The sequence below is a fragment of the Ruegeria sp. BF12 genome, from assembly GCF_056538705.1.
In genome coordinates this window covers 180,104-206,101 of record NZ_JBQFTP010000006.1, presented here as the reverse complement: position 1 = coordinate 206,101, position 25,998 = coordinate 180,104, and the positions used below count along the sequence as shown (strand labels likewise).

29 protein-coding genes are annotated in these 25,998 nt (G+C 59.4%); 16 read left to right on the top strand and 13 right to left on the bottom strand.

Annotated features, from left to right (window positions below):
* Positions 1-25: 25 nt before the first annotated feature.
* The 8 genes from ACR0J0_RS12125 to ACR0J0_RS12090 form a co-directional block, all read right to left on the bottom strand.
* Positions 26-499: a YHS domain-containing (seleno)protein gene (locus ACR0J0_RS12125; RefSeq protein WP_480664280.1), complete on the bottom strand. Its 474-nt coding sequence runs from the start codon at positions 497-499 to the stop codon at positions 26-28.
* Between the two features lie 196 nt (positions 500-695).
* A complete protein-coding gene (locus ACR0J0_RS12120; protein ID WP_480664277.1) occupies positions 696-965 on the bottom strand; it encodes a hypothetical protein in 270 nt (89 codons plus the stop codon).
* Positions 962-1,567: a glycerol-3-phosphate 1-O-acyltransferase PlsY gene (plsY, locus tag ACR0J0_RS12115; RefSeq protein ID WP_480664275.1), complete on the bottom strand. Its 606-nt coding sequence runs from the start codon at positions 1,565-1,567 to the stop codon at positions 962-964. Before plsY ends, ACR0J0_RS12120 begins: the two co-directional genes overlap by 4 nt.
* Positions 1,567-2,847, bottom strand: a complete 1,281-nt coding sequence (gene pyrC / locus ACR0J0_RS12110) for a dihydroorotase (RefSeq protein ID WP_480664273.1) — start codon at positions 2,845-2,847, stop codon at positions 1,567-1,569. Before pyrC ends, plsY begins: the two co-directional genes overlap by 1 nt.
* A complete protein-coding gene (locus tag ACR0J0_RS12105; protein ID WP_480664271.1) occupies positions 2,844-3,305 on the bottom strand; it encodes a hypothetical protein in 462 nt (153 codons plus the stop codon). Before ACR0J0_RS12105 ends, pyrC begins: the two co-directional genes overlap by 4 nt.
* Positions 3,302-3,688: a hypothetical protein gene (locus ACR0J0_RS12100; protein ID WP_480664269.1), complete on the bottom strand. Its 387-nt coding sequence runs from the start codon at positions 3,686-3,688 to the stop codon at positions 3,302-3,304. The genes ACR0J0_RS12105 and ACR0J0_RS12100 overlap by 4 nt, the downstream gene beginning before the upstream one ends.
* The gene (locus ACR0J0_RS12095; RefSeq protein ID WP_480664267.1) at positions 3,673-4,191 is read right to left on the bottom strand and encodes a hypothetical protein; all 519 of its coding nucleotides are present in this window, start codon (positions 4,189-4,191) and stop codon (positions 3,673-3,675) included. Before ACR0J0_RS12095 ends, ACR0J0_RS12100 begins: the two co-directional genes overlap by 16 nt.
* Positions 4,188-5,123, bottom strand: a complete 936-nt coding sequence (locus ACR0J0_RS12090) for an aspartate carbamoyltransferase catalytic subunit (RefSeq protein WP_480664265.1) — start codon at positions 5,121-5,123, stop codon at positions 4,188-4,190. The genes ACR0J0_RS12095 and ACR0J0_RS12090 overlap by 4 nt, the downstream gene beginning before the upstream one ends.
* A 759-nt stretch (positions 5,124-5,882) precedes the next feature.
* On the opposite strand from ACR0J0_RS12090, the gene ACR0J0_RS12085 reads away from it, so the two are divergent.
* The 6 genes from ACR0J0_RS12085 (at position 5,883) to ACR0J0_RS12060 (ending at position 13,376) form a co-directional block, all read left to right on the top strand.
* Positions 5,883-6,650, top strand: a complete 768-nt coding sequence (locus ACR0J0_RS12085) for a uracil-DNA glycosylase (RefSeq protein ID WP_480664395.1) — start codon at positions 5,883-5,885, stop codon at positions 6,648-6,650.
* A complete protein-coding gene (locus tag ACR0J0_RS12080) occupies positions 6,647-7,246 on the top strand; it encodes a metallophosphoesterase family protein (RefSeq protein WP_480664264.1) in 600 nt (199 codons plus the stop codon). Before ACR0J0_RS12085 ends, ACR0J0_RS12080 begins: the two co-directional genes overlap by 4 nt.
* A complete protein-coding gene (locus ACR0J0_RS12075; protein ID WP_480664262.1) occupies positions 7,243-7,863 on the top strand; it encodes a LysE family translocator in 621 nt (206 codons plus the stop codon). The genes ACR0J0_RS12080 and ACR0J0_RS12075 overlap by 4 nt, the downstream gene beginning before the upstream one ends.
* A gap of 6 nt (positions 7,864-7,869) precedes the next feature.
* Positions 7,870-8,412 (top strand): molybdenum cofactor biosynthesis protein B, encoded by a 543-nt coding sequence (gene moaB, locus ACR0J0_RS12070; protein ID WP_480664260.1) that lies wholly within the window; start codon positions 7,870-7,872, stop codon positions 8,410-8,412.
* A 105-nt stretch (positions 8,413-8,517) separates the two neighbouring features.
* Entirely contained in the window at positions 8,518-9,972 is a 1,455-nt protein-coding gene (locus tag ACR0J0_RS12065) for an efflux RND transporter periplasmic adaptor subunit (protein ID WP_480664258.1), read from the top strand.
* A 5-nt stretch (positions 9,973-9,977) separates the two neighbouring features.
* A complete protein-coding gene (locus tag ACR0J0_RS12060; protein WP_480664256.1) occupies positions 9,978-13,376 on the top strand; it encodes an efflux RND transporter permease subunit in 3,399 nt (1,132 codons plus the stop codon).
* On the opposite strand, the gene ACR0J0_RS12055 is transcribed toward ACR0J0_RS12060, so the two are convergent.
* Both ACR0J0_RS12055 and ACR0J0_RS12050 read right to left on the bottom strand, forming a co-directional pair.
* Complete coding sequence (locus ACR0J0_RS12055; RefSeq protein WP_480664254.1) at positions 13,373-13,792, bottom strand: NUDIX hydrolase; 420 nt, start codon at positions 13,790-13,792, stop codon at positions 13,373-13,375. The two genes, ACR0J0_RS12060 and ACR0J0_RS12055, sit on opposite strands and share 4 nt — an antisense overlap.
* A gap of 13 nt (positions 13,793-13,805) precedes the next feature.
* Positions 13,806-14,618 carry a protein-disulfide reductase DsbD domain-containing protein gene (locus ACR0J0_RS12050; RefSeq protein WP_480664253.1) on the bottom strand — a complete coding sequence of 271 codons (813 nt, stop codon included), beginning with the start codon at positions 14,616-14,618 and terminating at the stop codon, positions 13,806-13,808.
* A 145-nt stretch (positions 14,619-14,763) separates the two neighbouring features.
* Between ACR0J0_RS12050 and ACR0J0_RS12045 the strand changes: the two genes are divergently transcribed.
* Complete coding sequence (locus ACR0J0_RS12045; RefSeq protein ID WP_480664251.1) at positions 14,764-15,318, top strand: YqgE/AlgH family protein; 555 nt, start codon at positions 14,764-14,766, stop codon at positions 15,316-15,318.
* On the opposite strand, the gene ACR0J0_RS12040 is transcribed toward ACR0J0_RS12045, so the two are convergent.
* Positions 15,319-16,251, bottom strand: a complete 933-nt coding sequence (locus ACR0J0_RS12040; RefSeq protein ID WP_480664249.1) for an L-threonylcarbamoyladenylate synthase — start codon at positions 16,249-16,251, stop codon at positions 15,319-15,321. It abuts the gene before it with no gap.
* Positions 16,252-16,407: 156 nt separating this feature from the next.
* Between ACR0J0_RS12040 and ACR0J0_RS12035 the strand changes: the two genes are divergently transcribed.
* From ACR0J0_RS12035 to ACR0J0_RS12005, 7 genes are all read left to right on the top strand, one after another.
* Positions 16,408-18,111: an acyl-CoA dehydrogenase family protein gene (locus tag ACR0J0_RS12035; protein WP_480664247.1), complete on the top strand. Its 1,704-nt coding sequence runs from the start codon at positions 16,408-16,410 to the stop codon at positions 18,109-18,111.
* Complete coding sequence (locus ACR0J0_RS12030; protein WP_480664245.1) at positions 18,111-19,157, top strand: MBL fold metallo-hydrolase; 1,047 nt, start codon at positions 18,111-18,113, stop codon at positions 19,155-19,157. The genes ACR0J0_RS12035 and ACR0J0_RS12030 overlap by 1 nt, the downstream gene beginning before the upstream one ends.
* Positions 19,158-19,161: 4 nt before the next feature.
* Entirely contained in the window at positions 19,162-19,614 is a 453-nt protein-coding gene (locus tag ACR0J0_RS12025; protein WP_480664243.1) for a DUF6173 family protein, read from the top strand.
* A 36-nt stretch (positions 19,615-19,650) separates the two neighbouring features.
* On the top strand, positions 19,651-21,519 hold the full coding sequence (locus ACR0J0_RS12020) for a glycerophosphodiester phosphodiesterase family protein (RefSeq protein WP_480664241.1): 1,869 nt from the start codon (positions 19,651-19,653) through the stop codon (positions 21,517-21,519).
* Positions 21,506-22,066 (top strand): hypothetical protein, encoded by a 561-nt coding sequence (locus ACR0J0_RS12015; RefSeq protein ID WP_480664238.1) that lies wholly within the window; start codon positions 21,506-21,508, stop codon positions 22,064-22,066. The genes ACR0J0_RS12020 and ACR0J0_RS12015 overlap by 14 nt, the downstream gene beginning before the upstream one ends.
* Before the next feature lie 68 nt (positions 22,067-22,134).
* Positions 22,135-22,269, top strand: coding sequence for an aa3-type cytochrome c oxidase subunit IV (locus tag ACR0J0_RS12010; RefSeq protein ID WP_480664236.1), 135 nt, complete (start codon positions 22,135-22,137; stop codon positions 22,267-22,269).
* An 18-nt stretch (positions 22,270-22,287) separates the two neighbouring features.
* Positions 22,288-22,920: a hypothetical protein gene (locus ACR0J0_RS12005; RefSeq protein WP_480664234.1), complete on the top strand. Its 633-nt coding sequence runs from the start codon at positions 22,288-22,290 to the stop codon at positions 22,918-22,920.
* Here ACR0J0_RS12005 and ACR0J0_RS12000 read toward each other — a convergent pair.
* Positions 22,909-23,241: an AzlD domain-containing protein gene (locus ACR0J0_RS12000; RefSeq protein WP_480664233.1), complete on the bottom strand. Its 333-nt coding sequence runs from the start codon at positions 23,239-23,241 to the stop codon at positions 22,909-22,911. The genes ACR0J0_RS12005 and ACR0J0_RS12000 overlap by 12 nt on opposite strands.
* Positions 23,238-23,954, bottom strand: coding sequence for an AzlC family ABC transporter permease (locus tag ACR0J0_RS11995; RefSeq protein ID WP_480664231.1), 717 nt, complete (start codon positions 23,952-23,954; stop codon positions 23,238-23,240). Before ACR0J0_RS11995 ends, ACR0J0_RS12000 begins: the two co-directional genes overlap by 4 nt.
* On the opposite strand from ACR0J0_RS11995, the gene ACR0J0_RS11990 reads away from it, so the two are divergent.
* Both ACR0J0_RS11990 and ACR0J0_RS11985 read left to right on the top strand, forming a co-directional pair.
* Entirely contained in the window at positions 23,953-24,894 is a 942-nt protein-coding gene (locus tag ACR0J0_RS11990) for a formate dehydrogenase accessory sulfurtransferase FdhD (RefSeq protein ID WP_480664229.1), read from the top strand. The two genes, ACR0J0_RS11995 and ACR0J0_RS11990, sit on opposite strands and share 2 nt — an antisense overlap.
* 111 nt (positions 24,895-25,005) lie before the next feature.
* Positions 25,006-25,959: an AEC family transporter gene (locus ACR0J0_RS11985; RefSeq protein ID WP_480664227.1), complete on the top strand. Its 954-nt coding sequence runs from the start codon at positions 25,006-25,008 to the stop codon at positions 25,957-25,959.
* Positions 25,960-25,998: the final 39 nt, after the last annotated feature.

Sequence of the window (25,998 nt, the reverse complement as noted above, 5' to 3'; positions counted from 1 at the left end):
CGCCTTCTTTAATAGTGTCCGCGCGTTACTGCTGCAGTTCTGCGGGGGTCTTGTCGGCAATGGTTTCCCAGTTGGTGCTGGCCTGCTCGATAAAGCCCGGAATGTCGCCTTCCCAGCGTTCCTGAATGTCCTGCGACAGGTTCAGGTACAATTTGTTGTCAACGATCTTCCAATAGGTCGGGTCACCGTCAAACTTGAAGCCCATCGCCGCACCAAATGCGCAGTAGCCGCCATATGCGGGCAGGTAGGCTTCTGGATTGGCTTCAAACGCGGCTTTGTTTTCTTCATTGGCAAAACGATACAGCGCGTCGTTGTGCAGGGTGGTGATGCGGTAGTCGCCTTTGGTCGGCTCACCTGCAGTGAAATAAGCAACCGGGTCGTAACCCTGCATCGCCAGACCGGTCGAGCTTGCGTTCAGTTCTACACCTGCAGCCAGAGCCGAGCTTGCGATGGCAACAGACAGCGCGACGCCGCCGATGATGGATTTGAACTTGTTCATTGTTTTCACCTTTCGTGAAAGGGGCGGCCACGCGACGCAGAAAATTGCGCCCAGACAACCCAAGTGTTTTTTTGTCCATGAGACCTGTAATTGGTCGTCACGGAACCCAAGTGGGCAGACCGTCAATCACGTTCAAAGCAATCAATTGTGATTGTGCGGAGGTGAATAGGTGCTGTTCAGAAATGCAGAGATCAGATTAGCGATCGGGCTTAATACTCAGGACAAAGTCTGTGACTTTCTGCACCGACATTTCGCAGGGGCGCAGCAGGGCGCCAGTGTTCCTGGTCAGATAAAGGTTCAAGCTGATGTAATCCCCGCCGCCCAACTCATGCGCGACCAGTTTGTGGGATTTGCCCCCGGCCAGTTCCGTTCGGCTGACAATGTATCGCCTGCCACCGACGTGCCCGGTTGATGACCCCGTCGGGATGGCAAAAAATGCGCTCAGAAAGGACTCCGAGGCGCTCAAGACTGTCCGATTTTTGGTTCGGTCCCGGCACGGATACGGGCGATATTGGCGCTGTGGCGCCAGTAGACGAGCAGTGTCAGAATAGCGCCCAGCACCAGAGTTCTCGTGTCTGTCAGCACCATAACCCAGATCGTCGACATGGCTGCAGCCACCAATGCAGCGAGGGACGAGATGCGCCAGATCACTGCGACCACCAGCCAAGTCAGGCAGCAGGCAACGCCGACGCGCCAGTCCAATGCGAGCCAAAGACCCAAAAACGTGGCAACGCCTTTTCCGCCTTTGAACCCCAGCCAAATTGGAAAGCAATGGCCCAGAAATGCGGCCAGCGCGGCGATTTGTGCAGCGTCTTCTCCGGCCAACGCACGTGCCACAAGCACGGCGACCGCGCCTTTTGCAGCATCAAAAACAAGGGTCAAGGCAGCGGCGGCCTTGTTGCCTGTGCGCAGCACATTTGTTGCGCCGATGTTTCCTGACCCGATGTTGCGCAGGTTGCCCAGCCCCATCACCTTGGCGACGACCATGCCAAACGGGATCGAGCCCATAAGATACCCGAGAGCGGCCCAGAGGATTAGCTGGTCCGTGGAACTGTCAATTATGGGCATCAGGGTCTCCGGTAAACTTCTTGTCCTGCAACGAAAGTTGCGGTGACCTTACCCTGCATCCGCTGGCCGTCAAACGGCGTGTTCTGCGATTTCGATTTTAACGAGAACCGGTCAAGCACAAAGGGCACATCCGGGTCGAACAACACCAGATCCGCTGGGGTTCCTTCGGACAGGCGTCCGCTGTCCAGACCAAGGCGTTTGGCCGGGTTCAGGGCCATAGCACGGAACAGCGTAGGCAAGTCCAGCTGCCCCGCGTGGTACAGACGCAGCGACGCAGGCAGCAGCGTTTCAAGCGCCACCGCACCCGATGCGGCCTCTTCAAACGGCAGGCGTTTGCTTTCCTCGTCCTGCGGCGTGTGCATCGAGCTGATCGTGTCGATCAAGCCGGTCCGTACCGCTTCGATCACCGCTTGCCGGTCTTCTTCGGACCGCAGCGGCGGTTTGACCTTGAAGAAGGTACGATAGTCGGCCACGTCCAGTTCGTTCAGCGTCAGATGGTGGATCGAGGTGCCGGCGGTGATGTCCAACCCGTTTCGCTTGGCCCGTTCCAGTGCGGGCAGGGCGCGGGCAGTGGTGATCTGGTCGGCGTGATAAGCGGCCCCGGTCATTTCAAGCAAGGCGATGTCGCGGTCCAGCCCCATCCGCTCGGCCATGGGCGAAACGGCTGGCAAGCCCCGCAACACGGCGAACTTGCCGCTGGTCGCCGCAGCTCCGTTGCTGAGAATGGGTTCCTGCGGGTGTGCGATAACCAGCGCACCGCAGGCGCGGGCATAGGTCAGAGCGCGGGAAAACACCTTGGTATTGGCAATGACATGGTCGCAATCGGTAAAGGCGACGGCCCCGGCATCCTGCAGAAACCCGATCTCGGTCATTTCGCGCCCGTCACGGCCTTTGGTCAGTGCAGCCATGGGCAGGACGTTGACGGGTGTGTCGGCCTGCGCGCGGCGGGTGACGAACTCCAGGCTTTCCGGCGTGTCGATGGCAGGGCTGGTATCGGGTCGGGTGACGATAGTGGTCACCCCCCCGGCAGCGGCGGCCAGACCTGCGGATTTATAGCTTTCCTTGTGCCGCTCACCCGGTTCGCAGACCTTGACGCCGATATCAACGATACCGGGGGCAAGGCATTGGCCGTTACAGTCAATGACCTGCGCGTCCGAGGCCGGAGCATCACCTTCACCGCGCGCGGTAATCCGTCCGTCGTTCACTTGGAGCCAGCCGAGGCTGTCCGTACCGGTTTCCGGGTCGATCAGGCGGGCGTTTGAAAACAGTACAGCAGTCATTTCGAGGCCTCGCGGGCTTGGGTCAGTGCCTTCAATGCGGCATCGGGGTCGGACAGATGTTCAAATGCGAAAAACGGGTGGCGGGAAAACATCACTGCTCGACGACCGGAGCGGAAATTCAGAAACCGGTCGATATTCAGGGACTTTGACTTGAGGTCCTTGTTGAGTTTCCATGCATTTTCCGAGGTCACGACATAGATCCGTTGTGACCGGGCAAACCGATCGACCCACAACACAAAACCAAACGCGATAGTGCAGAAAAACAACTTCCAATAATCCCGAACGGTGTCAAAAAGCCAGGGGCTTGCCAGCCAAATGGCAGCGATCAGAACGAGCACGCCTTTGTACGCCCATGCAAACCGAGGTGGAAAATACCCCTGATCCGGGCGGCCTGCCCACAGTACCTCTTCCCCATCGGGAATCCGCTCGTGCCACCAATCGTCGTCGGCGGCGGTCATCCAATCGCCCTTTCGATGGCCGCTTTGGTGGCAGCGGGGTCGGCTTGATACTTGATCAGGTGCTTGTCACCGCCCTTGGTGACGATCTGGACAAAACTGCCCAAGATGTTGACCGCCGTGATCTGGTTCAGCGGTACAACGCGTGGGCCGGGGCCGGTGAGATTGGTTTTGGACATTTGCCAGTTGGCCTTCAGTTCTTCCGAGGCCAGATACCATGCACGTACGCCAACAGCGGCGAGGCCGGCCGGTGCACCGGTCCAGACATAGGGGTTACCGATCAGCCAGAGTATTACCATTGCGGCGGCCATCGCCCCGGCGGCCAGCCATGTATTCGTGCGGATATAGGCGCCCTTGTCGGGGGCAAAGGTCACAGGATCAGCCACAGGATGCCTCCGATGACCACCAGCGCAACAACCGCCAACATGGCCGACCCAATGCGTCGGGGGCTGTCGTCTTGCGGCGGCGTTTGCGGAGCCGAGAATGGTTTCGCGCTTTCGGTTTCGATTTTTCCGCCGGTCCAATTCGTTGTTTCTTCGGTGTACAGGCCGATGAGGCGGACCTTCGGGTCCGGTTTTATCGTGACGGCGCGGCCTTTGAACGCCGCACTGCGCAGGACCATGACCCAGCCTTCAATGGCTTCCAGCATGTCCCGATCCAGTTGGTCTTGGGACACGCCGCACCCTTCGTTGAGATAGCCGTAAAGCCCCAAATCCTCGAGGTCGGATACCGGGAAAATGTCGATCTGGTCCCGGTCCAAACCGTCGACGCCCAATGCCTGATCGGCGGCACCGGGTTCGCGCAGGAACTTCGCTTCTTTCGGACGCATGTCGAGCTGAAACAGGCGCAGGACGCCAAGTTCGTGGGGGGCGACGGTCAGATCACTCATGCGGCCTCGCGCAGGTTGCGGGCCAGCAGTTCCATAGCGGCCATACGGACGGCGACGCCCATTTCGACCTGCTCCTGAATGACTGACCGGTTGATGTCGTCTGCTAGCGTTCCGTCAATCTCGACCCCGCGGTTCATCGGGCCGGGGTGCATGACGATGGCGTCCGGCTTGGCCTGTGCCAGTTTGGCGGCGTCCAGGCCATAGCGGTGGTAGTATTCGCGTTCCGATGGGATGAACCCGCCATCCATCCGCTCTTTCTGAAGGCGCAGCATCATGACGACGTCGACGTCTTTCAGACCTTCGTTCATGTCGTCGTAAACCTCGGCGCCGAATTCGGCGAACTGGCTTGGGACCAGTGTCGGGGGGCCGATCAGGCGGATGCGGTTTTCCATCTTGCCCAGCAGGATCAGGTTCGACCGGGCCACGCGGGAATGAGCGACGTCGCCGCAGATTGCGATGTTCAAACGATGCAGACGACCTTTGGCGCGGCGGATGGTCAGAGCGTCCAGCAGGGCCTGAGTCGGGTGTTCATGCTTGCCGTCACCTGCGTTCAGCACCGCGCAATTCACTTTCTGCGCCAGAAGGTCGACAGCGCCGGAATGCGGGTGCCGAACCACCAGAAGATCGGGGTGCATCGCGTTCAGCGTCATCGCCGTGTCGATCAGCGTCTCGCCCTTTTTGATCGAGCTCGCCTGCATCGCCATATTCATCACGTCCGCGCCCAGCCGCTTGCCCGCCAGTTCGAAACTGGCCTGCGTCCGGGTGGAGTTTTCGAAGAACATGTTGATCTGGGTCAGGCCCGACAGCACGTCCGAATGCTTGGTCGACTGGCGGTTCATGTCGACGTATTTCTCGGCCAGATCGAGGATGGCGGTGATATCGGACTGCGACAGATGCTCGATGCCAAGAAGGTGACGATGGGCGAAACGCATGGGCGGGCTCCTGTCTGACAATCGCGCCGCTTATAGGAAGGTCCGCGCGCCGAGGCAACCTAAGGTTCGGTTCACTCGGGCAATTTCTCGCACCCGCCTTTGGGCAAACATTGCTCGCCAGGCTTGCACCACTTGCCATATCCGCAGTCGATGGCTTTGACGGGAACACAGCCCTGATTGCGGGAACATTTGAAACCCTGACGGCACTGCGACCCGGTTTTTTCGCAAATAAACCAGCCGGGGCGCGAGCATCCGCCGCCCGGCAAGCAAGACGATCCGGAGCCACAGATTCTCCCGTCGTCGCATGTCAGAGAGGGCAATTCCAAAATGTCGGGCGTGTTCTTCTCGCATTCTCCGCGAGCATTGCAGAAGCTGCCGCCAGGGCAGTCCAGACGCGACGTGCATTTGTTCAAGCCGGCCGGAGCGCATCGCGTGCCGCCCGCAACGCACCGTTCGAACGGTCCGCAGGTTCTGCCACCACCGCAATAAGTGCCACCCAAGGGAATGCAGTGGCCGTCAAAGCTGCATCGCTGCCCACCTGAACAGCACGTGTTTCCGCACTTGAACTGGCCGGCGCGGCATTGGCCATACTTGTCGTGAAAGTGCGCAAAAGCCGGACCGCTGAGCATGGTCAGCAGCAAGCTGAAGAAAAGGAATCGCAATACGCACAACATGAATGTGCCAATGGTCGGTGCGACGGACCGCCCGATCAAGTTCTATCTGCTTTCCCTCGTTCAAAAGGTGGTTAGATTGAGGGTTATGGAATCGGCCCTGGATTATCATACCGCGCGGGCTCTGCTGGAATGGCAGATCGAACTGGGCGCAACGGATGCGATCGGTGACGCACCGGTCGATCGCTATGCGTTGCCCGACATCACGCCCAAGGCCAAAAAGCCTGCGCAAGCGCAGACTGCGCCGCCAAAACCCAAGCAGGTTGATCCGGTTGCGGTTGCGAAGTCCACGGCTCAGGCCGCCGGGTCGTTGGAGCAGTTGCAAGCGGCGATGGGTATGTTTGACCATTGCGAGCTAAAACGCGGTGCGCGCCAGTTGGTCTTTGCCGATGGTACGCCGGGAGCCCGGGTGATGATCATCGGAGAGGCTCCGGGCCGTGATGAGGACCGGGAAGGCAAGCCCTTTGTCGGTCGCGCTGGTCAGCTGCTTGACAGGATGCTGGCCGCAATTGATCTGAACCGGTCCGAGAACGTCTATATCACCAATGTCCTTCCGTGGCGCCCGCCGCAGAACCGCGACCCCAAACCCGAAGAAATCGGTATGATGAAGCCGTTCCTTGAACGGCATGTGGCACTGGCCAAGCCAGAGGTCTTGGTGGTTATGGGTAATATCAGCTGTCAGGCCGTTCTGGGCAAACGCGGTATCACGCGTCTGCGCGGTCAGTGGGATCAGGCGATGAACCTGCCGGTCATCCCGATGTTCCACCCTGCCTACCTGTTGCGACAGCCACAGATGAAACGGCAGGCATGGGCAGATTTGCTTGAACTGAAAGCGCGGCTGGAGGGCAAGGCATGAAGATCCTCGCATTCTCGGACCTGCATATGGCGCGTAACCGCGCTGCTGAAATAGTGGCTGCAAGCGACGAAGCCGATCTGGTTATCGGCGCCGGAGATTATTGCAACTCGCGGCAAGGGTTGGATCAGGCGATGGCGATGCTGTCCGGGATCAACGCGCCACTGGTGTTGGTGCCCGGCAACGCAGAAAGTGCCGGTGAATTGACCGATGCCGCGCCAGACGGCGTCCATGTTCTGCATGGCACGGGCATGACCGTCGACGGGTTGCGTCTATTCGGTCTTGGATATGGCGTACCGGTCACGCCTTTCGGCGGTTGGTCGTGCGACCTGAGCGATCCCGAGGCGGCGGAGTTGCTGAACCGATGCGAAGCCGCCGACATCCTGATTTCGCATTCTCCGCCCAAAGGGTATGGCGATACCACGTCGATGGGGGACGCTGTTGGATCGGTTGCTGTTCGGGACGCTATCGAGCGGCTGCAACCGAAATTTGCCCTTTGCGGCCATATCCACGACAGCTGGGGCTACCGAGGAACCATCGGTGTCACCCAGATCGCCAATCTCGGCCCCACCATAAACTGGTTCGAGGCAGCCACATGATCGAAACCGTTACTCTTCTGGCGTTTATTCCGGCGGCCATTGCCCTGAACCTTACGCCCGGTGCGGATATGATGTTCTGTTTTGGGCAGGGATTGCGGTCCGGTGCAAAACCGGCAATCGCCGCCAGCGCGGGTATTTCTGTTGGTGCGATGGTCCACGTTCTGGTGGCAGGCCTTGGTTTGGGGGCCGCTGTCGCGACCATGCCATGGCTGTTTGACGTAACCCGCTGGATGGGTGTGGCCTATCTGCTCTATCTCGCCTGGGGTGTGTTTCGACATGGGGCAGTCTCGGCGGATGCGTCAACCAGACCCACCCGATTTGCGTTCCGGGACGGTTTGGTGGTTAACCTGACAAACCCCAAGGTCATCCTGTTTGTACTGGCCTTCATCCCGCAATTCGTGAACCCGGCGGCAGGCTCGATCCTGCTGCAATTCCTGATTTTCGGCTCGGTAATTGCGCTGGGTGGGTTTGTGGTGAACGGGCTGGTGGGAATCTTTGCCGGAGGCGCGGGTAAGGTTCTGATCTCGAACCCGCGCGCCTCGCGAATTATGGGCTGGGTGACAGGGGGCATTTTCGCGGCCCTCGCCGTCCGGCTTGCTGTAATGGAAAGGGCCTGACGCCACATGTCGCGCATTGATGAAACCATGGAATTCATCCCGGTTCGGATCGCCGTTCTGACTGTCTCGGACACACGTTCGCCGGATGACGACCGTTCAGGTCAGACGCTGGTGGACCGGATCGAAGCGGCTGGGCACGCGGTTGCTGATCGAAAAATCATCCGGGATGAGCGCAACCAAATCGCCGATCAGCTGCGGGCCTGGGTTGCTGACCCAGAAATTGACGTGGTGATCTCAACCGGCGGCACGGGCCTGACGGGTCGCGATGTGACAGTCGAGGCGCATCGCGATGTCTATGAGAAGGAAATCGAGGCGTTCGGCACTGTTTTCACGATCGTCTCAATGGAAAAGATCGGCACCTCAGCCGTGCAATCACGTGCCACGGGTGGTGTTGCAGGAGGAACCTATCTGTTTGCCTTGCCCGGCAGTCCGGGGGCCTGCAAGGACGCGTGGGACGGTATTTTGGAAAAACAATTCGATTACCGTCACCGCCCCTGCAATTTCGTGGAAATAATGCCCAGATTGGACGAACATTTGCGACGGAAGTAGACTGGTCGCACGTTAAACTGTTCATAACCGCTTTGTGGCTTGGCATTTTTTGTTGCCCAGCTACCATTTGCAAATGGCAGCCTGATGCAACCGGGGTGAATATTAATGCGATTTCTGAGGCAAAGCCTTGTAGGAGTCTTTCTGGCGTCCCTGACGCTGGCCCTGTTGTTCGTGGCGGCACAGATGATCGCGGGCGCGGTGCAGGACGTCCTGACGCGGGAACAGGCCGCGCCGCAAGCCCGTGAGCGGGTGTTTGCAGTGACGGTGCGGCCAGCGGAACTGGAAACGGTCACCCCGTATCTGGAAGCATTTGGTGAGGTTCAAAGCCGCCGCAGGTTGGAATTGCGGGCGGCGCTGGGCGGTCGCGTTGTCTCTTTGGCCGAAGATTTCGAAGATGGCGGAGTTGTTTCCGCTGGCGAAGTTCTGGTCGAACTTGATCCGGCAGACACCCAATCCGCGCTGGATCGGGCAAAGTCGGATCTGCTGGATGCCCAATTCGAAGAGCGTGACGCGGAGCGGTCCCTGTTACTGGCGCAGGATGAGCTGAACTCGGCCGAAGCGCAGGCTGAACTGCGCGGGCGCGCCTTGCAGCGTCAACAGGATTTGCAGGCCCGCGGAGTGGGTGCTGCCGCGGCTGTGGAAGAGGCTGAACTGGCCGAAGCTGCCGCGCAACAGGCGGTTCTGGCACGCCGGATTGCGCTGGCCCAAGCCGAGTCCCGAGTTGATCAGGCGACTACGCTTTTGGCCCGCGCCCGTATCGCACTAGAAGCGGCCGAACGTGATCTGGATGACATGACCATCCGCGCCGGCTTTGGTGGTACTCTAACCGATGTGACGCTGGTCGAAGGGCGGCTGGTGTCCGCGAACGAAAAACTGGCGGAACTGGTCGATCCGAATGCGCTTGAGGTCGCCTTTCGGGTCTCGACCGCGCAATACGTTCGGTTGCTGGACGCAAACGGCAAACTGATTGATGCGTCGGTGACGGTCTCGCTTGAAGTGACGGGCACCGATCTGACCGCAGAAGGGCGGATAAGCCGTGACAGCGGATCGGCGGGCGAAGGGCAGACCGGACGTTTGATCTATGCCCGCCTCGATGATGCGTCGGGGTTCAAGCCGGGCGATTTCGTGACGGTTACTGTGCAGGAGCAGCCGCTGGATAACGTGGTACGCCTTCCATCCTCGGTTCTCGATGCAGTTGGAACAGTTCTGGTGCTGGACGCAGATGATCGGCTTGAGGCTCTGCCGGTTCAACTGATCAGACGCCAGGGCGACGAGGTGCTGCTGCGCGGTGAAGGGCTGGTGGGGCGAGAGGTTGTGATCGGCCGGACGCCGTTGCTGGGGTCTGGTGTGCGTGTGCGCCCATTGCGGATCGATGACAGCGCTGAAGCAACGCCCGACATGGTTGAACTGTCCGAAGAACGCCGCGCGCAGCTTATGGCGCAGGTTGAGGCCAGCACGCGCATGCCAAAGGACGTCAAGGATCGGGTTCTGGGGCAGTTGGGCGAGGCGAAAGTGCCCGCATCGCTGGTCCAGAGAATTGAAAACCGGGCAGGAGGTTAGGCGCCATGATGCGCGAAATCCCCGGCGCGGCAGGCGGTATCCTTAGCTACTTCACGCGTCACCGGACGGTGGCAAACCTGTTGCTGCTGGTCATGCTGGTTCTGGGCGCGGCGGCCATCCCGAACATGCGGGCACAGTTCTTTCCCGATGTAATCCTTGAACGTGTGGACGTCAGCGTTGATTGGGATGGCGCCGGTCCGGAGGATGTGGACAACGGTATCGTTCAGGTTCTTGAACCCGCCCTGCTGGCTGTCGAAGGTGTTGCAAGCACGGAATCGACCTCACGCGAGGGGCGGGCCAGTATCCAGTTGGAGTTCGAGCCCAACTGGGACATGTCCCGCGCTGTTGAAGAGGTCCGAACCGCCGTCGATAGTGTCACCAGCCTGCCAGATGATGCAGAGGAGCCAACAATCCGTCGTGGGGCGTGGCGGGATCGGGTCACGGACGTGGTTGTTACGGGACCGGTCGATCCGGATCATCTGGCCAAGTTCACGGACGAATTGATCAACCGTCTGTTTGCCGTTGGTGTCACTCGCACCACGATCCGCGGCCTTGCAGCGCCGCGCATTGTGGTCGAAGTGCCCACCGCCCAGCTGATTGCCAATGATATCACGCTGTCCGAGGTCGCCTCGGCCGTCGCAGCAGAGGTCAACGCCAACCCTGCAGGCGATGTGACCGGAGCGAACGCGCGCATCCGCACAGGAACGGAAAAACGCACGCCAGAAGAAATCGAAGGCATCGCCCTACGCAACTTTGCTGATGGGTCCAAGTTGCTGGTGGGCGACGTAGCGAATATCCGCGTGGAAGGGGTCAATCGCGATCGCAGCTACTTTGTCGGCGAAAACCCGGCGATGTCCGTGCGGGTCGACCGCTCGAACCTTGGGGATGCGATTGAAATCCAGCACACGGTCGAAGATGTCGTGCGCGAAATGCAGGCCAGCCTGCCCGAAGGCGTCACGGTCGAGCTGATCCGAACTCGCGCCCAGGCAATCACCGACCGTTTGGATATTCTGGTCGACAATGGCCTTGTCGGGTTGGGCCTTGTGGTCTGCCTACTGTTTCTGTTCCTGAATGCACGCATCGCTTTTTGGGTCGCCGCCGGGATACCTGTCGCCATGTCCGCCGCGATCGCGTTCATGTATATCGGCGGGTTGTCGATCAACATGGTGTCGCTGTTCGGGTTGATCATCACGTTGGGCATCGTTGTAGATGACGCAATCGTCGTGGGCGAACACGCTGATTTCCGCGCGCGCAGATTGGGCGAGGCGCCTATGATCGCCGCCGAACGCGCCGCGCGGCGTATGGCGATGCCGGTTTTTGCAGCGACCTTGACGACGGTGATTGCCTTTTTTGGTCTGACCCTGGTTGGCGGTCGGTTTGGCGAGTTGATCCGCGACATCCCATTTACGGTGATCGCGGTGCTGATTGCCTCGTTGATCGAATGCTTCCTGATCTTGCCGAATCACATGGCGCATGCCATCGCGCATTCCACCAAAGAGCACTGGTATGACTTTCCGAACCGGGTGGTCAATCGCGGGTTCCGGTGGGTGCGGGACACCCTTTTCCGACCGTTGATCGCCTGGGTCGTCTGGGCGCGCTACGTGGTCGTGGCGATTATGATCGTAATCCTGGCCAGCCAGATCGCCCTTTTCCTTAAAGGTGACGTAAACTGGCGGTTCTTCAATGCGCCCGAACGTGGCTCGGTCACCGGCAATTTCATCATGGTCGAGGGGGCCACACGCGCCGATACGCTGGCCATGATGCACGAGCTGCAGCGCGCGACCGAAGAGCTGGGGCAGATCTATGAAGAACGTCATGGTCGCAACCCTATCGACTATGTTCTGGCCGAGGTGGGCGGGTCTGCCGGGTGGGGACTGTCTGCTGCTGATGGCAAGGATACTGACTTGCTGGGCGGTATTTCGATCGAACTGATAGACGCCGATCTGCGCCCCTATTCCAGCTTTGAATTTGTCGGCGAGTTGCAGGAATTCGTCCCGCGCCATCCAAAGGTCGAACTGCTCAGCTTCCGCGGCTGGCGGTCTGGACCTGGTGGCGACGCCATCGATGTTCAGTTCTATGGCGCGGATGTGAATACGCTCAAGGCTGCATCCGAGGACCTGCAGAGTGAACTTTCGAAATACCCCGAGGTTTCGGCACTGGAAGACAACCTTGCCTATGACAAGGAAGAGTACATTCTGGACCTAACGGCACAGGGTCAGGCGTTGGGCTTCCGCATTGAAACGCTGGGCCGCGTGTTGCGTGACCGGTTGAATGGGATCGAGGCCGCGACCTTCCCCGATGGTCCGCGCAGCGCCGAGATCCGCGTGGAACTGCCCGAAGGCGAACTGACAGCTGATTTCCTTGAACGCACCCTGATGCGAACCCCCGAGGGGGTGTATGTGCCACTGGCCGATATCGTCTCGGTCGAGCGAAAATCCGGTTTCTCGACCGTTCGTCGTGAAAATGGTCTGCGGGTGATTTCGGTGAACGGCGATATCTCCGAGGATGATCCAAAACGGGCGGAAGAAATTGCCAGAGCAATGAATGATGAAATCCTGCCCAAAATCGCCTCGGAACGGCAAGTCGAATGGCGCATGGCAGGGCTGAGCGAACAAGAGGACGAGTTCCTGTCCGAGGCCCGAACCGGTCTGATCCTGTGCCTGACGGGCATCTATCTTGTGCTGGCCTGGGTGTTTGCCAGCTGGACGCGGCCGCTTGTGGTGATGGCAATCATTCCGTTTGGATTGGTGGGCGCGATCTGGGGTCACTACCTTTGGGATGTCCCGCTAAGCATGTTCACCGTCGTGGGCCTGTTGGGGATGACCGGAATCATCATCAACGATTCGATCGTGTTGGTGACGACCATTGACGGCTATCAACAAGAGCGGGGGCTTGTGCCTTCGATCGTCGAGGGCACAGCGGACCGTCTGCGACCGGTGATGTTGACGACACTGACCACGGTTCTGGGGCTGACCCCATTGCTGTATGAAGGATCGCAGCAGGCGCAATTCCTTAAACCCACCGTTATTACGCTGGTTTACGGGCTTGGCTTCGGGATGCTGTTGGTTCTGCTTCTGGTGCCCGCGTTGCTGGCCATCCTGAATGACCTGTCGCGGCCGATGACTGCAATGCGCCGCGCCGCCCGTGCTCCGGACCGCGTTGTGCAAGGTGCCGTGGCGTGCACTGGTTTCGTGTTGATCTTGTGGTTCGGGATGACAATGGTTTGGCCGGCGATAAATGGCGCCCCCATCGGCGTGCTTTCTGGCTTCTATGGAGGCGAAGACGGACTTGCGGCTCTGCAGATGGGGTTGGGCGCATTTGCCGCCGGCGCAGTGCTGATCCTTGTCCTCAGCGTCGCACTCTCGGGTCTTCTGTTTGCGCGGCTCAGAGGGCCTGCTGCCTAAGCCCGGCGCAGGGCGGTTTCCAGCAGGTCGACGACACGGTCGCTCATCGGCAGTTCGCCCCTGCGAATCTGATCTACGGGGAACCATCCCGCATCCAGTGCATCATCGCCTGCCACGGGGTCGCCCGCCTGATAACGGCAAGCCACGCCCACCAGCAGATAATGCGACAGGGTTTCGCCGCTGTCGCCCCGGCGCAGAAGGTCCAGGTTGTCCAGATAATGCAGCGGTTCGGCGATTACCGAGGTTTCCTCGCGCAGTTCGCGTTGTGCGGCGCGCAGAACGGTTTCTCCCCATTCGACATGCCCACCGGGAAACCCCCATAGACCTGCATCGGGTTGCTTGCTGCGTTTCACCAGCAGCACGCGATCCTCATGCAGAACTACCGCCAATGCGCCGATTTTCGGGGTTTGTGTCATGGGACCACCGGGTTCAGCCTGCGCTGCACCCCTGAATGTCAACTGCGTGATTGGAACCAAGCACTGTGATGCGAATCTCCGAGCGATCCAGCGCAAACGGTCCACCAGCGGCGTTGATCACCTCGGACGTTGCGACCAAGGTGTTGCCTTGCCGCTTAGTATCCGTCTGCGAGGCCCAGAGCGCGGGGTTTCCCGGCTCGATCACGGCAACTTCCTGGCCACCGGCCGAAGGCATCGTCACGCGCGCCTCAATCCGCATTCCGTCAGATGTCGGCGTCAAATGGCAGCTGGTATGGACCACGCTGGCTTCCTGCGCCGAATACGGACGCTGGGCAAGTGCTGCAGCGATGGCCGGGTTACGCCCAGCCTCCGCATCCAAGGTGTGATCGAAATCTAGTTGCTCAGGAATACAAACGTCCTTGCAGACACCCAAATCCATCGTTCCCTTCAGCCGGACCGGTTTGGCGGGGTTTCTGGGCGTTATTTCTACCGGCAGAACAAGTTGGTTTTCATACCCGATGGACTGCAATCCGTTTTGGTCAAAGACATCCGGTGCAGGCCATGTAATCGACACGTCACCCACATTGTCCGAGCGGTTCCAGTCGAATTCCGGCGGAATCCCGGCATCACCGGGCGCGCGCCAGTAGGTTTTCCATCCATCCTTCAGCGTCACACGCACGGCACCCAGATAAGTGCCCTGGGCCGTTCGCCCGCCGTCCAGAATCTGCAACTCAGCAACGGACCCGGTCACTTGTGCAGTTACAGGCTGGGCGAAACCCACGCCCAAGGCTACGGCAATCGCCGAAAATGTCATTTTCATGCTCATTCCCTATAAATGCGCTGTAAGGACCGGGATTCCAAGTCACGTTCCGGTCACCCGAATGAAATCTGCGGAAATATGCGCTGATCCCTTGCCATTACCGGTGACCAAGGGTCATTGTTGAATAAGACCCAGCAAGAGATGTCGGCCTATGGATCTTACCGGTAAACTGTTGATTGCGATGCCCGGAATGGGCGATCCACGCTTTGACCATTCGGTGGTGTACCTGTGCAGCTATGGTGAAGATGGCGCCATGGGGCTGATAATCAACAAGCCTTCGGACCTGCGGATCAAGACCCTTTTGGGCCAGCTCAATATCCCTTGCCGAATACCGGTCGTGGGTGAACGCCTTGTACACTTCGGTGGACCGGTCGAGATGTCGCGAGGGTTCGTCCTGCACAGCTCGGATTACGAGGCGAACCTGCATTCCATGCACATCACAGATGAGTTCAGCATGACTGCGACGCTGGACATCCTCGAGGATCTGGCGTCGGGAAGGGGTCCTTTGAACTCGACACTGGTGCTGGGCTATTCGGGCTGGGGTCCGGGGCAGCTTGAGGATGAGATCGGCATGAACGGCTGGCTGACAACCGAAGCGTCGTCCAAGCTGGTCTTCGATGTTCCCGACGATGAGAAATGGGAGGCCGCGCTGGCCACTCTGGGTGTCGACCCGCTGATCCTGTCGGCCGAGTCAGGGCGCGCCTGATCAGGTGTGCCGCGGGGCCGCAGCGCGGCGCAACCGGTCATTGATGGCCGCGCCCAACCCGTGATCCGGAATTGGCGTGACGGCGATGGGTCGACCAGTGTCATTCAATGTGTGCAGGGCGGCAAACAGATTTGCGGCCGCCTCGGTAAGGTCGCCGGTCGCAGACAGGTTCAGATCGCAATCCACCGCTCCAAACCCCAGCACAACTTCGTCTCCCTGAGCGGATTTTGCGTTAAGACGGACAGGTGCGTCCGGAGCATAATGCGATTGCAATTGCCCGGGCGCGTTCAGCGCATCCCCGGCTTTGTGGATATGCAGTTGTGTGTTCAGAACAGTTTCGATCTGTTCCAGTGCGACACCACCAGGGCGCAGCAGCGCAGGCTCACAGGACAGGCCGACGATTGTGCTCTCAAGGCCAACGCCGCAGGGGCCGTCATCCAATACCGCCGCAATGCGCCCGTTCAGGCCAGATAACACGTGTTCTGCGGTTGTCGGGCTGATCTGACCCGACGGATTGGCCGACGGGGCGGCGACAGGCCCGTCGAACTCGGTCAACAGGGCACGCGCTGCCGGATGGGCCGGAACGCGGACTGCCAGAGTTTCCAGTCCGGCAGTCACCAAAGACGAAATCCCGTGACCCGGGCGCAGCGGCAGGACCAACGTTAGCGGACCGGGCCAGAACGCATTGGCCAGCGCTTCGGCCTGAACGGACCATGTTACGAAACGTTGGGCGGCCTCAACTGAGGCGACATGTGCGATTAGCGGATTGAAACTGGGACGCCCCTTGGCGGCATAGATGCTGGCCACAGCTTCCCCATTCCGCGCATCCCCACCAAGGCCGTAAACCGTCTCTGTCGGGATGGCGACCAGAAGCCCCTGACGAAGAAGGTCCGCAGCCTCTGCGATTCCAGCCGGATCGGCGGATAAACTCATTGTGCCGTTAGGGATCATGGGTGGTGACGCCGCGTTTTGATTGCGTGTAGCATGTGGACCGATACGTAATCGACTGAACCCAGATGCATAAACGCGGGCGCTGGAAATTCCAAGCCCGCCGGCGTAAACGCCACTCAGACAGCCCCGAGGGAAGACATGCCATATCGCGCGCCAATTTCTGATTATGAGTTCCTGTTCCGCCACGCGATCGGCTTTGACCAGATCGCCGCGACCGAGAAATTCTCGGAAGCCAGCGAGGACGTGGTCAGTGCCATTCTGACCGAAGCCGGGAAAATGTGCGAAGAGGTGATGGCCCCTCTGCAACGCCCTGGTGATCTTGAACCCGCGCGGCTGGAAAACGGCGTTCTGCGCACCTCGCCCGGGTATGCCGATGGCTGGAAAGCCATTGCCGAAGGCGGCTGGATCGGGATGAGCGGTGATCCGGAATACGGAGGCATGGGCCTGCCGATGACCGTCACGACTGCCGTGAACGAGATGATGTCGGCGGCCTGCCTGTCGCTGCAACTCGCGCCGCTGATGACTCAGGGCCAGATCGAGGCGCTGGAACATCACGCCAGCGATGAGCTTAAGGCGCTGTATCTGCCCAAGATGATGGCGGGCGAGTGGTCGGGCACCATGAACCTGACCGAGCCGCAGGCCGGGTCGGACGTGGGTGCGCTGACCTCGAAAGCGCAACCGAATGGCGATGGAACCTATTCTGTCTCGGGGCAGAAAATATACATCTCCTGGGGCGACAATGATTTCGCTGAAAACGTCTGCCATCTCGTTCTGGCGCGGTTGCCGGACGGAGTACCGGGAACCAAGGGGATTTCGCTGTTCCTGGTGCCCAAGTACCTGCCGGATGAGAACGGATATCCCGGCGTGGCCAATGATCTGAAGGTCGTCTCGCTGGAGCACAAGATGGGCCTGCACGGCTCACCGACATGCGTGATGCAGTATGACGGGGCCAAAGGCTGGCTTATCGGAAAGGAACATGGCGGGATGGCTGCGATGTTCACAATGATGAACAACGCGCGTCTGGGCGTTGGAGGTCAGGGCGTGGGTGCAGCCGAAGGTGCTTATCAGCATGCGCTGGCCTATGCGCTAGAGCGCAAGCAGGGCAAGACGCCCTCTGGCACGATCATCGACCACGCAGACGTGCGTCGCATGCTTATGAGCATGCGCGCGGACACGTTCGCCGCGCGTTCCATCATGCTGGCCAACGCCGCCGCAATCGATATGGCAAACGCAACCGGAGACGCGGATTGGGTCGCTCGCGCCGCCCTTTTGACGCCGATCGGCAAGGCCTTCGGTACCGAGACAGGTATGCGCGTATCCGAGACCGGCGTTCAGGTGCACGGTGGCATGGGCTTTATCGAGGAAACCGGTGCGGCCCAGTACTACCGCGACGTCCGCGTGACCGCGATTTACGAAGGAACCAACGGCATTCAGGCGATGGACCTTGTGGCGCGCAAGATGATGGATGGTGGTGAAGCGGCCTCGCGTCTGTTGGATGAGATCGAGGATCACGCCGAAGAGGCTCGGGCCACCATGCCCGAACTGGCGGGTCCGGTTTGGGAAGCCACGGAGAGCTTGCGCGAGACCACTGAGTGGATGGTCGCGCAATCCGAGATGAACAACAGATTTGCTGGCGCGGTGCCGTATCTGAATGCGTTTGCCCGGGTGTTGGGGGCGCATTACCACCTCAAAGCGGCATTGGCCGAACCGAGCGGCTCACGTTTCAAGCTGGCGCGCTTTTACATCAACGCGTTGTTGCCCGAATATGCCGGTCTGCTCGCGCAGGCGCAGAACGGGGCTGACGATGTCTATGGCCTCAGCGCCGAGGAGCTTGCAGGCTGATGGACGGCGATACACCTCTGGCGATCCGGTACCCGTGGCCCGAACCTCCGGCCGAGGGGGAGGCGATCGAAATCGCCGAAGGTGTGCTTTGGATGCGGTTGCCGCTGCCTATGGCGCTGGATCACGTCAATATCTACGCGCTGGACGATGGCGACGGCTGGACCGTGATCGATACGGGCATGTCGTCGAACAAGACCCGGCGCATCTGGGAAAGGCTGATGTCGAGCCCACTTGGCGGCAAGCCGATCAACCGGGTTGTGGTGACGCATCACCATCCCGACCATGTGGGAAATGCGGGCTGGTTTCAGTCCGAGCACGGCGTAGAACTGGTCGCGTCGCGGACGTCTTGGTTGTTTTCCCGCATGCTGCAACTGGACGTTCAGGAAAGCTGGCCGCAGGAAACGCTGGACTATTACCGCAGCGCCGGTATGGCACCCGAAGTTCTGGCCAAGCGGATGGCCGAGCGCCCATTCAACTACTGCGATACGGTCTATCCCATGCCGCTGGGCTTTACCCGGATCAAACAGGGCAGTGTCATCCGCATGGGCGGTCGCGACTGGGATGTGCACATGGGCAATGGCCACGCGCCCGAACACGCGACCTTCTGGAGCCGTGACGACAATCTTGTGATCACTGGCGACCAGATTCTCAGCTCGATCAGTCCGAACCTGGGTGTCTATGTCACTGAACCTCTGGCCGACCCTGTTGCCGAATGGCTTGAGGCCTGCGAGCGGCTGCAGGGTTTGGCGCGACCGGATCATCTGGCGCTGGGCGGGCACAAACTGCCGTTCACCGGATTGCCTACGCGGATGAAGCAACTGATCGCCAACCACCATGGCGCGCTGGATCGTTTGCAGAACTATCTGGATCAGCCCAAAACCGCTGCCGAATGCTTTATGCCCTTGTTCAAACGCCAGATCAGCGAGGGCGAGTATGGCCTCGCGCTGGTCGAAGCGGTTGCACATCTGAACCATCTTTACCACATTGACACTGTCACCCGGACGCGCCGCGCGGACGGGGCGTGGGAGTTTCAACGCAAAGGGTAAAGCCATGCAGGATCAGATCGAAACATCGGCCGAAGCCGCCGAAGCAGCGGCCTTGCCGCGTTGCTACGAGGTGCATGCGAACCCTGAATCGCCGTCTGGTGCCAAGGACTTACCCGGTCCGCTGCAAAAACCGGTTGAGACCAAAAGCCCGGCTCAATGGGCATATGAACGCCTGATCCTCTATATCCAGAATTTCGAAAAGACCCTGACCGGCGATCAAGAGGTCGCCATGGGGTTCACCGGCGGCGATGCCGGGGTCATGCGGATCGAAGGCATGGGGTATTTCGACCCCGATATCATCACCTTTTACGGATCGGATGCGACGGGTGCGCGAACCCAGCTGGTGCAGCATGTCAGCCAGTTGAACGTGATGCTGCGGGCCTTGCCCAAATCGGTCGAGGACAAGCCCGCAAATCGTATCGGTTTCCGGCTGGCGGCCGATCTGGAAGAAAGCTGATCGCCTGACTTGCAATTCACGTCTGCGCAGCCTTGAATGAGCGCACCATTCGAGGGGGCGCAGCGCGTGACACATTTCTCAGCCGTTTCAACTGCCTACAGACGGGCATGGGCGCGCCGTCGCGTCTTTGTGCCGATCTATATCGTCGTGCGCCTGCTGCTGGTTGCCCTGATCGCACCAGGTGTGGCCATTGCCGTGAACCTGGCGGTGAGCTTATCCAATCAAACCGCGCTGACGGATCAGGCCATTGCAGCGTTCATCCTGTCGCCGGCCGGTTTCATCGCGGCCATTGCCGTCCTCAGCCTGTTCCTGCTGGCCGAGGTCTTTGTGTTCTCGGTCATGGCGGGCTCATTGCGTATGGGCGAATCCGATCCATGGCGGGCGGGCAGTTCCGCCATCGGACTGATCCTGTCACGCCTGCCTGCGCTGTTTGGGTTCGCTGTACGCTTTGTCCTGCGCGTTTTGCTGTTGATCCTACCCTTCGCGGTTGTTTCTGCGGTCATCGCCTGGTGGACGCTGACCGAATACGACATCAACTACTACCTCACTTTCCATCCACCCTCATTCTGGGTGGCAGTTATCCTGATCGGTGTCGTTGTGCTGCTGATGGCTTGGGTGCTGATCCGCAGATTGTCGGCCTGGGCTCTGTCCCTGCATCTGGTTCTGTTCGAAAGCGTCCATCCGGGGCATGCGTTCAACATCAGCGCCAACCGGATGGAGGGCAAACGCGGTCGTCTCAAAACAGAATTGGCCATATGGCTGGGGATGCGCCTTGTCATTGCCGCGCTGATCGCCTGGGTGGCGGGGCTTTTGTTCGCGCTGGTGCCGCTTCAGGGGGCGGCAAACCTAAGGCTGGCGTTGATCTACAGCCTTGGCGTTGCCGGAATCTGGTCGCTGGCCGGTTTGGTTCTGGCGGCCACAGCGCTTGGCGCACTGGCCGTGTTGCTGGATGGGTTCTTCGAGACTGAAACATCGGAACCGCCCCATCCTGAGCCGGGCAGTCTGCGAATCCCATTGTTCGCGGCCGTTGGCGCGGCAGCCGTCGCGGTCTTGATCGGGTTGTGGTCCGGTCAGCACCTCTTGGAACGGGTGCAAGCCCCCGACCGGGCCGAGGTCATCGGCCATCGCGGAGCAGCGGCGTTACGGCCAGAAAACACCATGGCCGCGGTCCTCAAGGCGATTGAGGACGGGGCGGATTGGGTCGAGATTGATGTTCAGGAAACGGTGGATGGTGTGGTGATTGTCGCCCATGACAGCGATTTCATGAAGCTGGCAGGCGTGAACCTCAAGGTCTGGGACGCGACTATGGAGGACGTGGCGGAGATCGATATCGGCAGTTGGTTTGGCCCCGAATATGCGGATGAACGGACGCCAACCCTGCGCGATGTTCTGGAGGCCGCCAAAGGCAAGGCAAAGGTCATCATCGAGCTCAAGTATTATGGTCACGACGTCGATCTGGAGAACCGCGTTGTCGCCATCGTCGAGGAGCTTGGCATGCAGGACGACATTGCCACGATGTCGCTGAAGTACCCTGCGGTACAAAAGATGAAGTCAATTCGCCCCGACTGGCGGGCCGGGGTTCTGGCCGCAACGGCCGTGGGTGATTTGTCGGGGTTAGAGGGCGATTTCGTTGCTGTGAACGCAGCGATGGCGACGCCGGGTTTGGTGAATTCGGTCCACGCGGCAGGCAAGGATATCTATGTCTGGACGGTGAACGATCCGCTGCAAATGTCCGCCATGGCCTCGATGGGGGTGGATGGGTTGATCACCGACCGCCCTGCGATGGCAAATGAAGTTCTGCGTGTGCGTGCGGAAATGGGACCGGCAGAGCGGTTGCTGCTGTGGATGGCGACCACCTTCGGCATGTCCGTTGATACCGAGGTTATGCGCGATGAAAGCCCTTAATCTTGCGGTCATCCTCTTGCTGATGGCTGACCCGGCAGTTGCGCAGGACTTTATGCGCAGTTTCGAGCTGCCGGCGCATCGGGCTTTGATGGCACAGCGCGGTGACGCGGAGCTGACCCCGTTCGAAACGGATGGCTGTTCAGGCGGGCTGTCGACCAGTTGGCGATTTGTTGCAGACACCTTTCCCAGCTTTCAGGCGCTCTACGAGGCGCACCCACCTTGGGAATACTGCTGCGTGATCCATGATCGCGCCTATCACCACGCGGGCGGAGGGTTGCGAGCAGAAGACAGCTATGACGCGCGTCTTTCCGCAGATGAGACGTTGCGCGCCTGTGTCACGCAGCACGGAGAAGACCATGCCGAGGAATATGCGGAACGCTATGACATGACAGCCGCGCAGATTCGCACTGCGCATTCCGTCACAGCCGAGGCGATGTATACCGCCGTCCGATTCGGCGGCGCGCCCTGCTCGGGCCTGCCCTGGCGGTGGGGTTTCGGCTATCCGGGCTGTTCGGTGTTTCAAGCTTTGTCCCCTGCGCGCGAATGACGTGGTGACAGGCCTCGGATTTTCCATTATCCAACATTTGAAATACGCGAACTGGGAATCTGAGACTCATGGCTGAATACAAGCACGGCGAAATGGACATCACCGTTCAAACCAAGACCTTTGAAGGGTTCATCAAGGCCACCACATGGTGCGTGGTTGCTATTGTCTTCCTTTGCCTGTTCCTGGCGGTCTTCGCCTCTTAATCCAAAACGGGGTTCACCGTGATCCGGATTCTGATTGCCTGCCTGCTGGCAGCAACTGTTACTGGCTGCACAGGCTCGCAGCGTCCACAGGCCGACAAGGCAGAGATTATTTCCCGATCCTATCGTGATCCGGGACCCTCGACGCTGACGCTATATACGATGGTCAATACGCGTAGCGGGTCAGGTGCGCATACATCGCTGATGATCAGCGGCAGCGAGCGCGTGATCTTTGACCCTGCGGGGTCATTCCGCGCGGATATCGTGCCCGTCAAGGACGACGTGTTGTACGGCATCACGCCGGCTGTTGAACGCGCTTATCGCAGCTCGCACGCGCGCGAAACGCATTTCGCACGTATTCAAACGATTGAAGTGAGCCCTCAGCAGGCTGAGATTGCGTTGCAGCTGGCCAAGCAATCCGGCCCGGTTGCGGGGTCGTTCTGTGCGAACTCTACCGCCAGTTTGCTGCAACAGGTTCCGGGGCTTGAACAGATCGACGTGACTTTTTTCCCGAACAAACTGTCAGAACAGTTCGGTCAGTTGCCGGGTGTTGTTACAACCGAGTATCGTGAAAACGACGACGCCGACCTGCAAAAAGGCTTGGCCTTCAACAACGCGCGCCTGAATCAACTGGATACGGCCCTAACCCAGTAAGTACAGCAACCCGTACAAGGTTCCAGCACCGCTAAAGATTGCCGCCAAGACATTCTTTGTGGTCAGTCCGATGGTCAGTGCCACGGCTGCTGCAGCCATGCGGGGAATGTCGGGTTGGCCTTCGGTTGCCGTCGGCCACACAACCAATGGCGCAATCAAAGCGGGCAGGATTGCCACGGCGGTATAGCGCAGATGGCGCAGCAGCCATGGTGGCATCGGACGATCTCCGACCAGGCCGATGAAGACAAAGCGCAGGCCATAGCTGCCAATGGCAAGCCCGATGATGATGGTCCAGATTGTGACTGGATCAACAGGAGTCATGCTGTGGCCTTTCTGCGTTCGACGAACAATTCGGCCTGTGCGCCGGCCATCATGCCCGCGCACCCTGCGATCAGCAGGCCCAGATTGTAAGGGATGGCGACGGTCAGCAACGACACGACAATGGCAACCAGCGCAGCCACGACATGCGGCATGGTTCGCATCATTGGGCCGATCATGGCCAGAAACGTGATCGGCAAAGCAAAATCCAGTGCCCAGCTTTCCGGGATTCGAGTCCCCAGCACTGCCCCCAGATATGTGGCGAGTATCCACAGCGGCGTGATGGGCGTGACGGAGCCCACGAAATAAGCCATGCGTTGCGGTACGGTCATCTTGGGTTCTTTTTCGAACTGCACGATCGAGCAGGCGTAGGATTGATCGACGGTCAGATAAGCGGCGAACGCCCGTTGCCACATCGGGGCGGCCCCCAGATAGGGCGTCAGCGATGCCGAGTACATCGCCATCCGCAGGTTCACCGCCAGCGCAGAAACAAGGATGATCGCCGTGGGTGTCTGATCCTGCAGCAGTTGCAGGGCGGCAAACTGGGCGGCTCCTGCAAAGACGGTCGACGTGAATGCCATAGTTTGCACGATGTTCAGACCGGCCTCGGTTGCGAAGACGCCGAACAGGGTGCCAAAGGGGATCGCTACAAAAATGAACGGGGTCCCGTCGCGAAATCCCCTCCAGAAGTATGACTTGGATGTGGTGTCTGCCATGGCAAAATCCTATGGTGATCCCCGCAGCAGTAGCCGTCTTGGGAAAGGGTTGCAATTGGCCACGGAACTGAACCTGTCAGACTACATCATCGCCCCCGATCCCGGCGCAGCCCGCCTGACCCGCGCAGTCGAAGGTGTCGATCAGAATGGCGAAATCAGCCAGATTTCGGTGGTTGAGGAGCGCCCGCTGACGATCTTTCTGAATTCGCAGGAAATCGTGACGGCAATGACAATTGGGGACTATCCCGAATACCTGGCGCTGGGGTTCCTGCGCAATCAGGGGATGCTGCTGGCCGATGATGAGATCACGCGCGTCGATTACGATGACGATCTGGAAACCGTGATCGTTCGCACCGCGCGCGAGACCTCGTATGAGGACAAGCTGAAGAAAAAGACCCGCACCAGCGGCTGCGCCGTGGGCACCGTATTCGGAGATATGATGGAGGGCCTTGAGGACGTGCGCCTGCCGCAGGTTCAGGTTCGCACCTCGTGGCTCTATGATCTGGCCGCCAAGATCAATCGCACCCCGTCGCTGTATCTTGAGGCCGGTGCGATCCATGGCACGGTGCTGTGCCGCGAAAGCCGTCCTCTGGTCTATATGGAGGATGTTGGCCGTCACAACGCAGTCGACAAGATCGCAGGCTGGATGCTGTCCGAAGGCGAGGGGGCCGAGGACAAAATCCTTTACACGACCGGCCGTCTGACATCGGAAATGGTGATCAAAACGGCGATGATGGGTATTCCTGTGCTGGCTTCTCGATCGGGTTTCACCGCGTGGGGTGTCGAGATCGCGCGCGAAGTCGGGTTGACCCTAATCGGTCGCATGCGGGGGCAGCGATTTGTGTGTTTGTCAGGCGAAGATCGTCTGGTGCGCGATGTGGATCCGTCTACCGTTGCTGTGGAAGATAAAAAGCACAAACGGAAAAGCTCTCAGTCCTGAATTCCGTTCAACTCGCGGTCTTTCTCAAAAAACTCTGCGAATTCCAAAAGATATGCCCTAAGGTGATGGAAATCGAAGTGCAACATCGGGTGTCAGCAACCTAAGGACGCTATGGAGTTAATCAGCCTAATTGCACCGGTCTTCGCGGTGATCCTGACAGGGTATGTGTTTTCGTGGACGAAACTTCTGAGCGAGGACACGTCGGATGCCCTGGTGCAATTCGCGGTTTACGTCCTGATCCCCGCCATCATGTTTTACCTGATTGGTCAGGAGGAATTTGAGAACCTTCTGAACTACGGTTTCTACTTGTCCTACGGTGGTACGATACTGGCACTCTTCGCTGTCTTGTTTATCGGTCTGAAAGCGCTGACAAGTTTTCAGGTCGGATCGGCCACCGTTATGGCATTCGCCGGTGTGGCCTCGAATACTGCGTTGGTTGCGTTGCCGATCCTCCACGCGATTTTCGGGTCAAAGGGCGCGCTTCCGGCGGTATTGGCGAACCTTGTTGTCGCCATTCTGCTGTTGATCATGACCACCGTTCTCGAAACCTCGGCGGGGCACAAGGCAAGTGCCAAGACGCCCATCTACAAGATCGTTCTCAATGTCCTGAAGAACCCGATTATCGCAGCGACTTTGTTGGGGGTTTTATATTCCTTCACGGGCATTGGGTTTTCTGAGGCTGTGTCTGACTATCTGGAGCTGATGAGTCAGGCGCTGGCAGCTGTCGCTTTGTTCGCGATCGGGTTCACGACAAGTGTGCGCACAATCGTTCAGACGGGTCCGATGATCCTGTTTCTGACGGTAATGAAACTTCTCGTTGTTCCAGGGCTCGTGCTGCTTGCGGCACATCTGATTGGGCTGGATCCGCTTTGGACCATTGCGGCGACTGTCTCTGCGGCAGCGCCCACGGCGAAGAGCATTTTCCTTTTGGCCAAGCATTACGATCAGGAGCCTCAGCTAGCAGCTCACATAGTGTCCGCGACGTCGTTCCTGGCGGTAGGGACGTTGATCCTGTGGCTGTTTGTCCTGCATCATCTGCACCCAACCGCGTTCCAATTGAATTGAGTTCGATCTACAAAGTTGCGAACAATTGATCACTTGGAT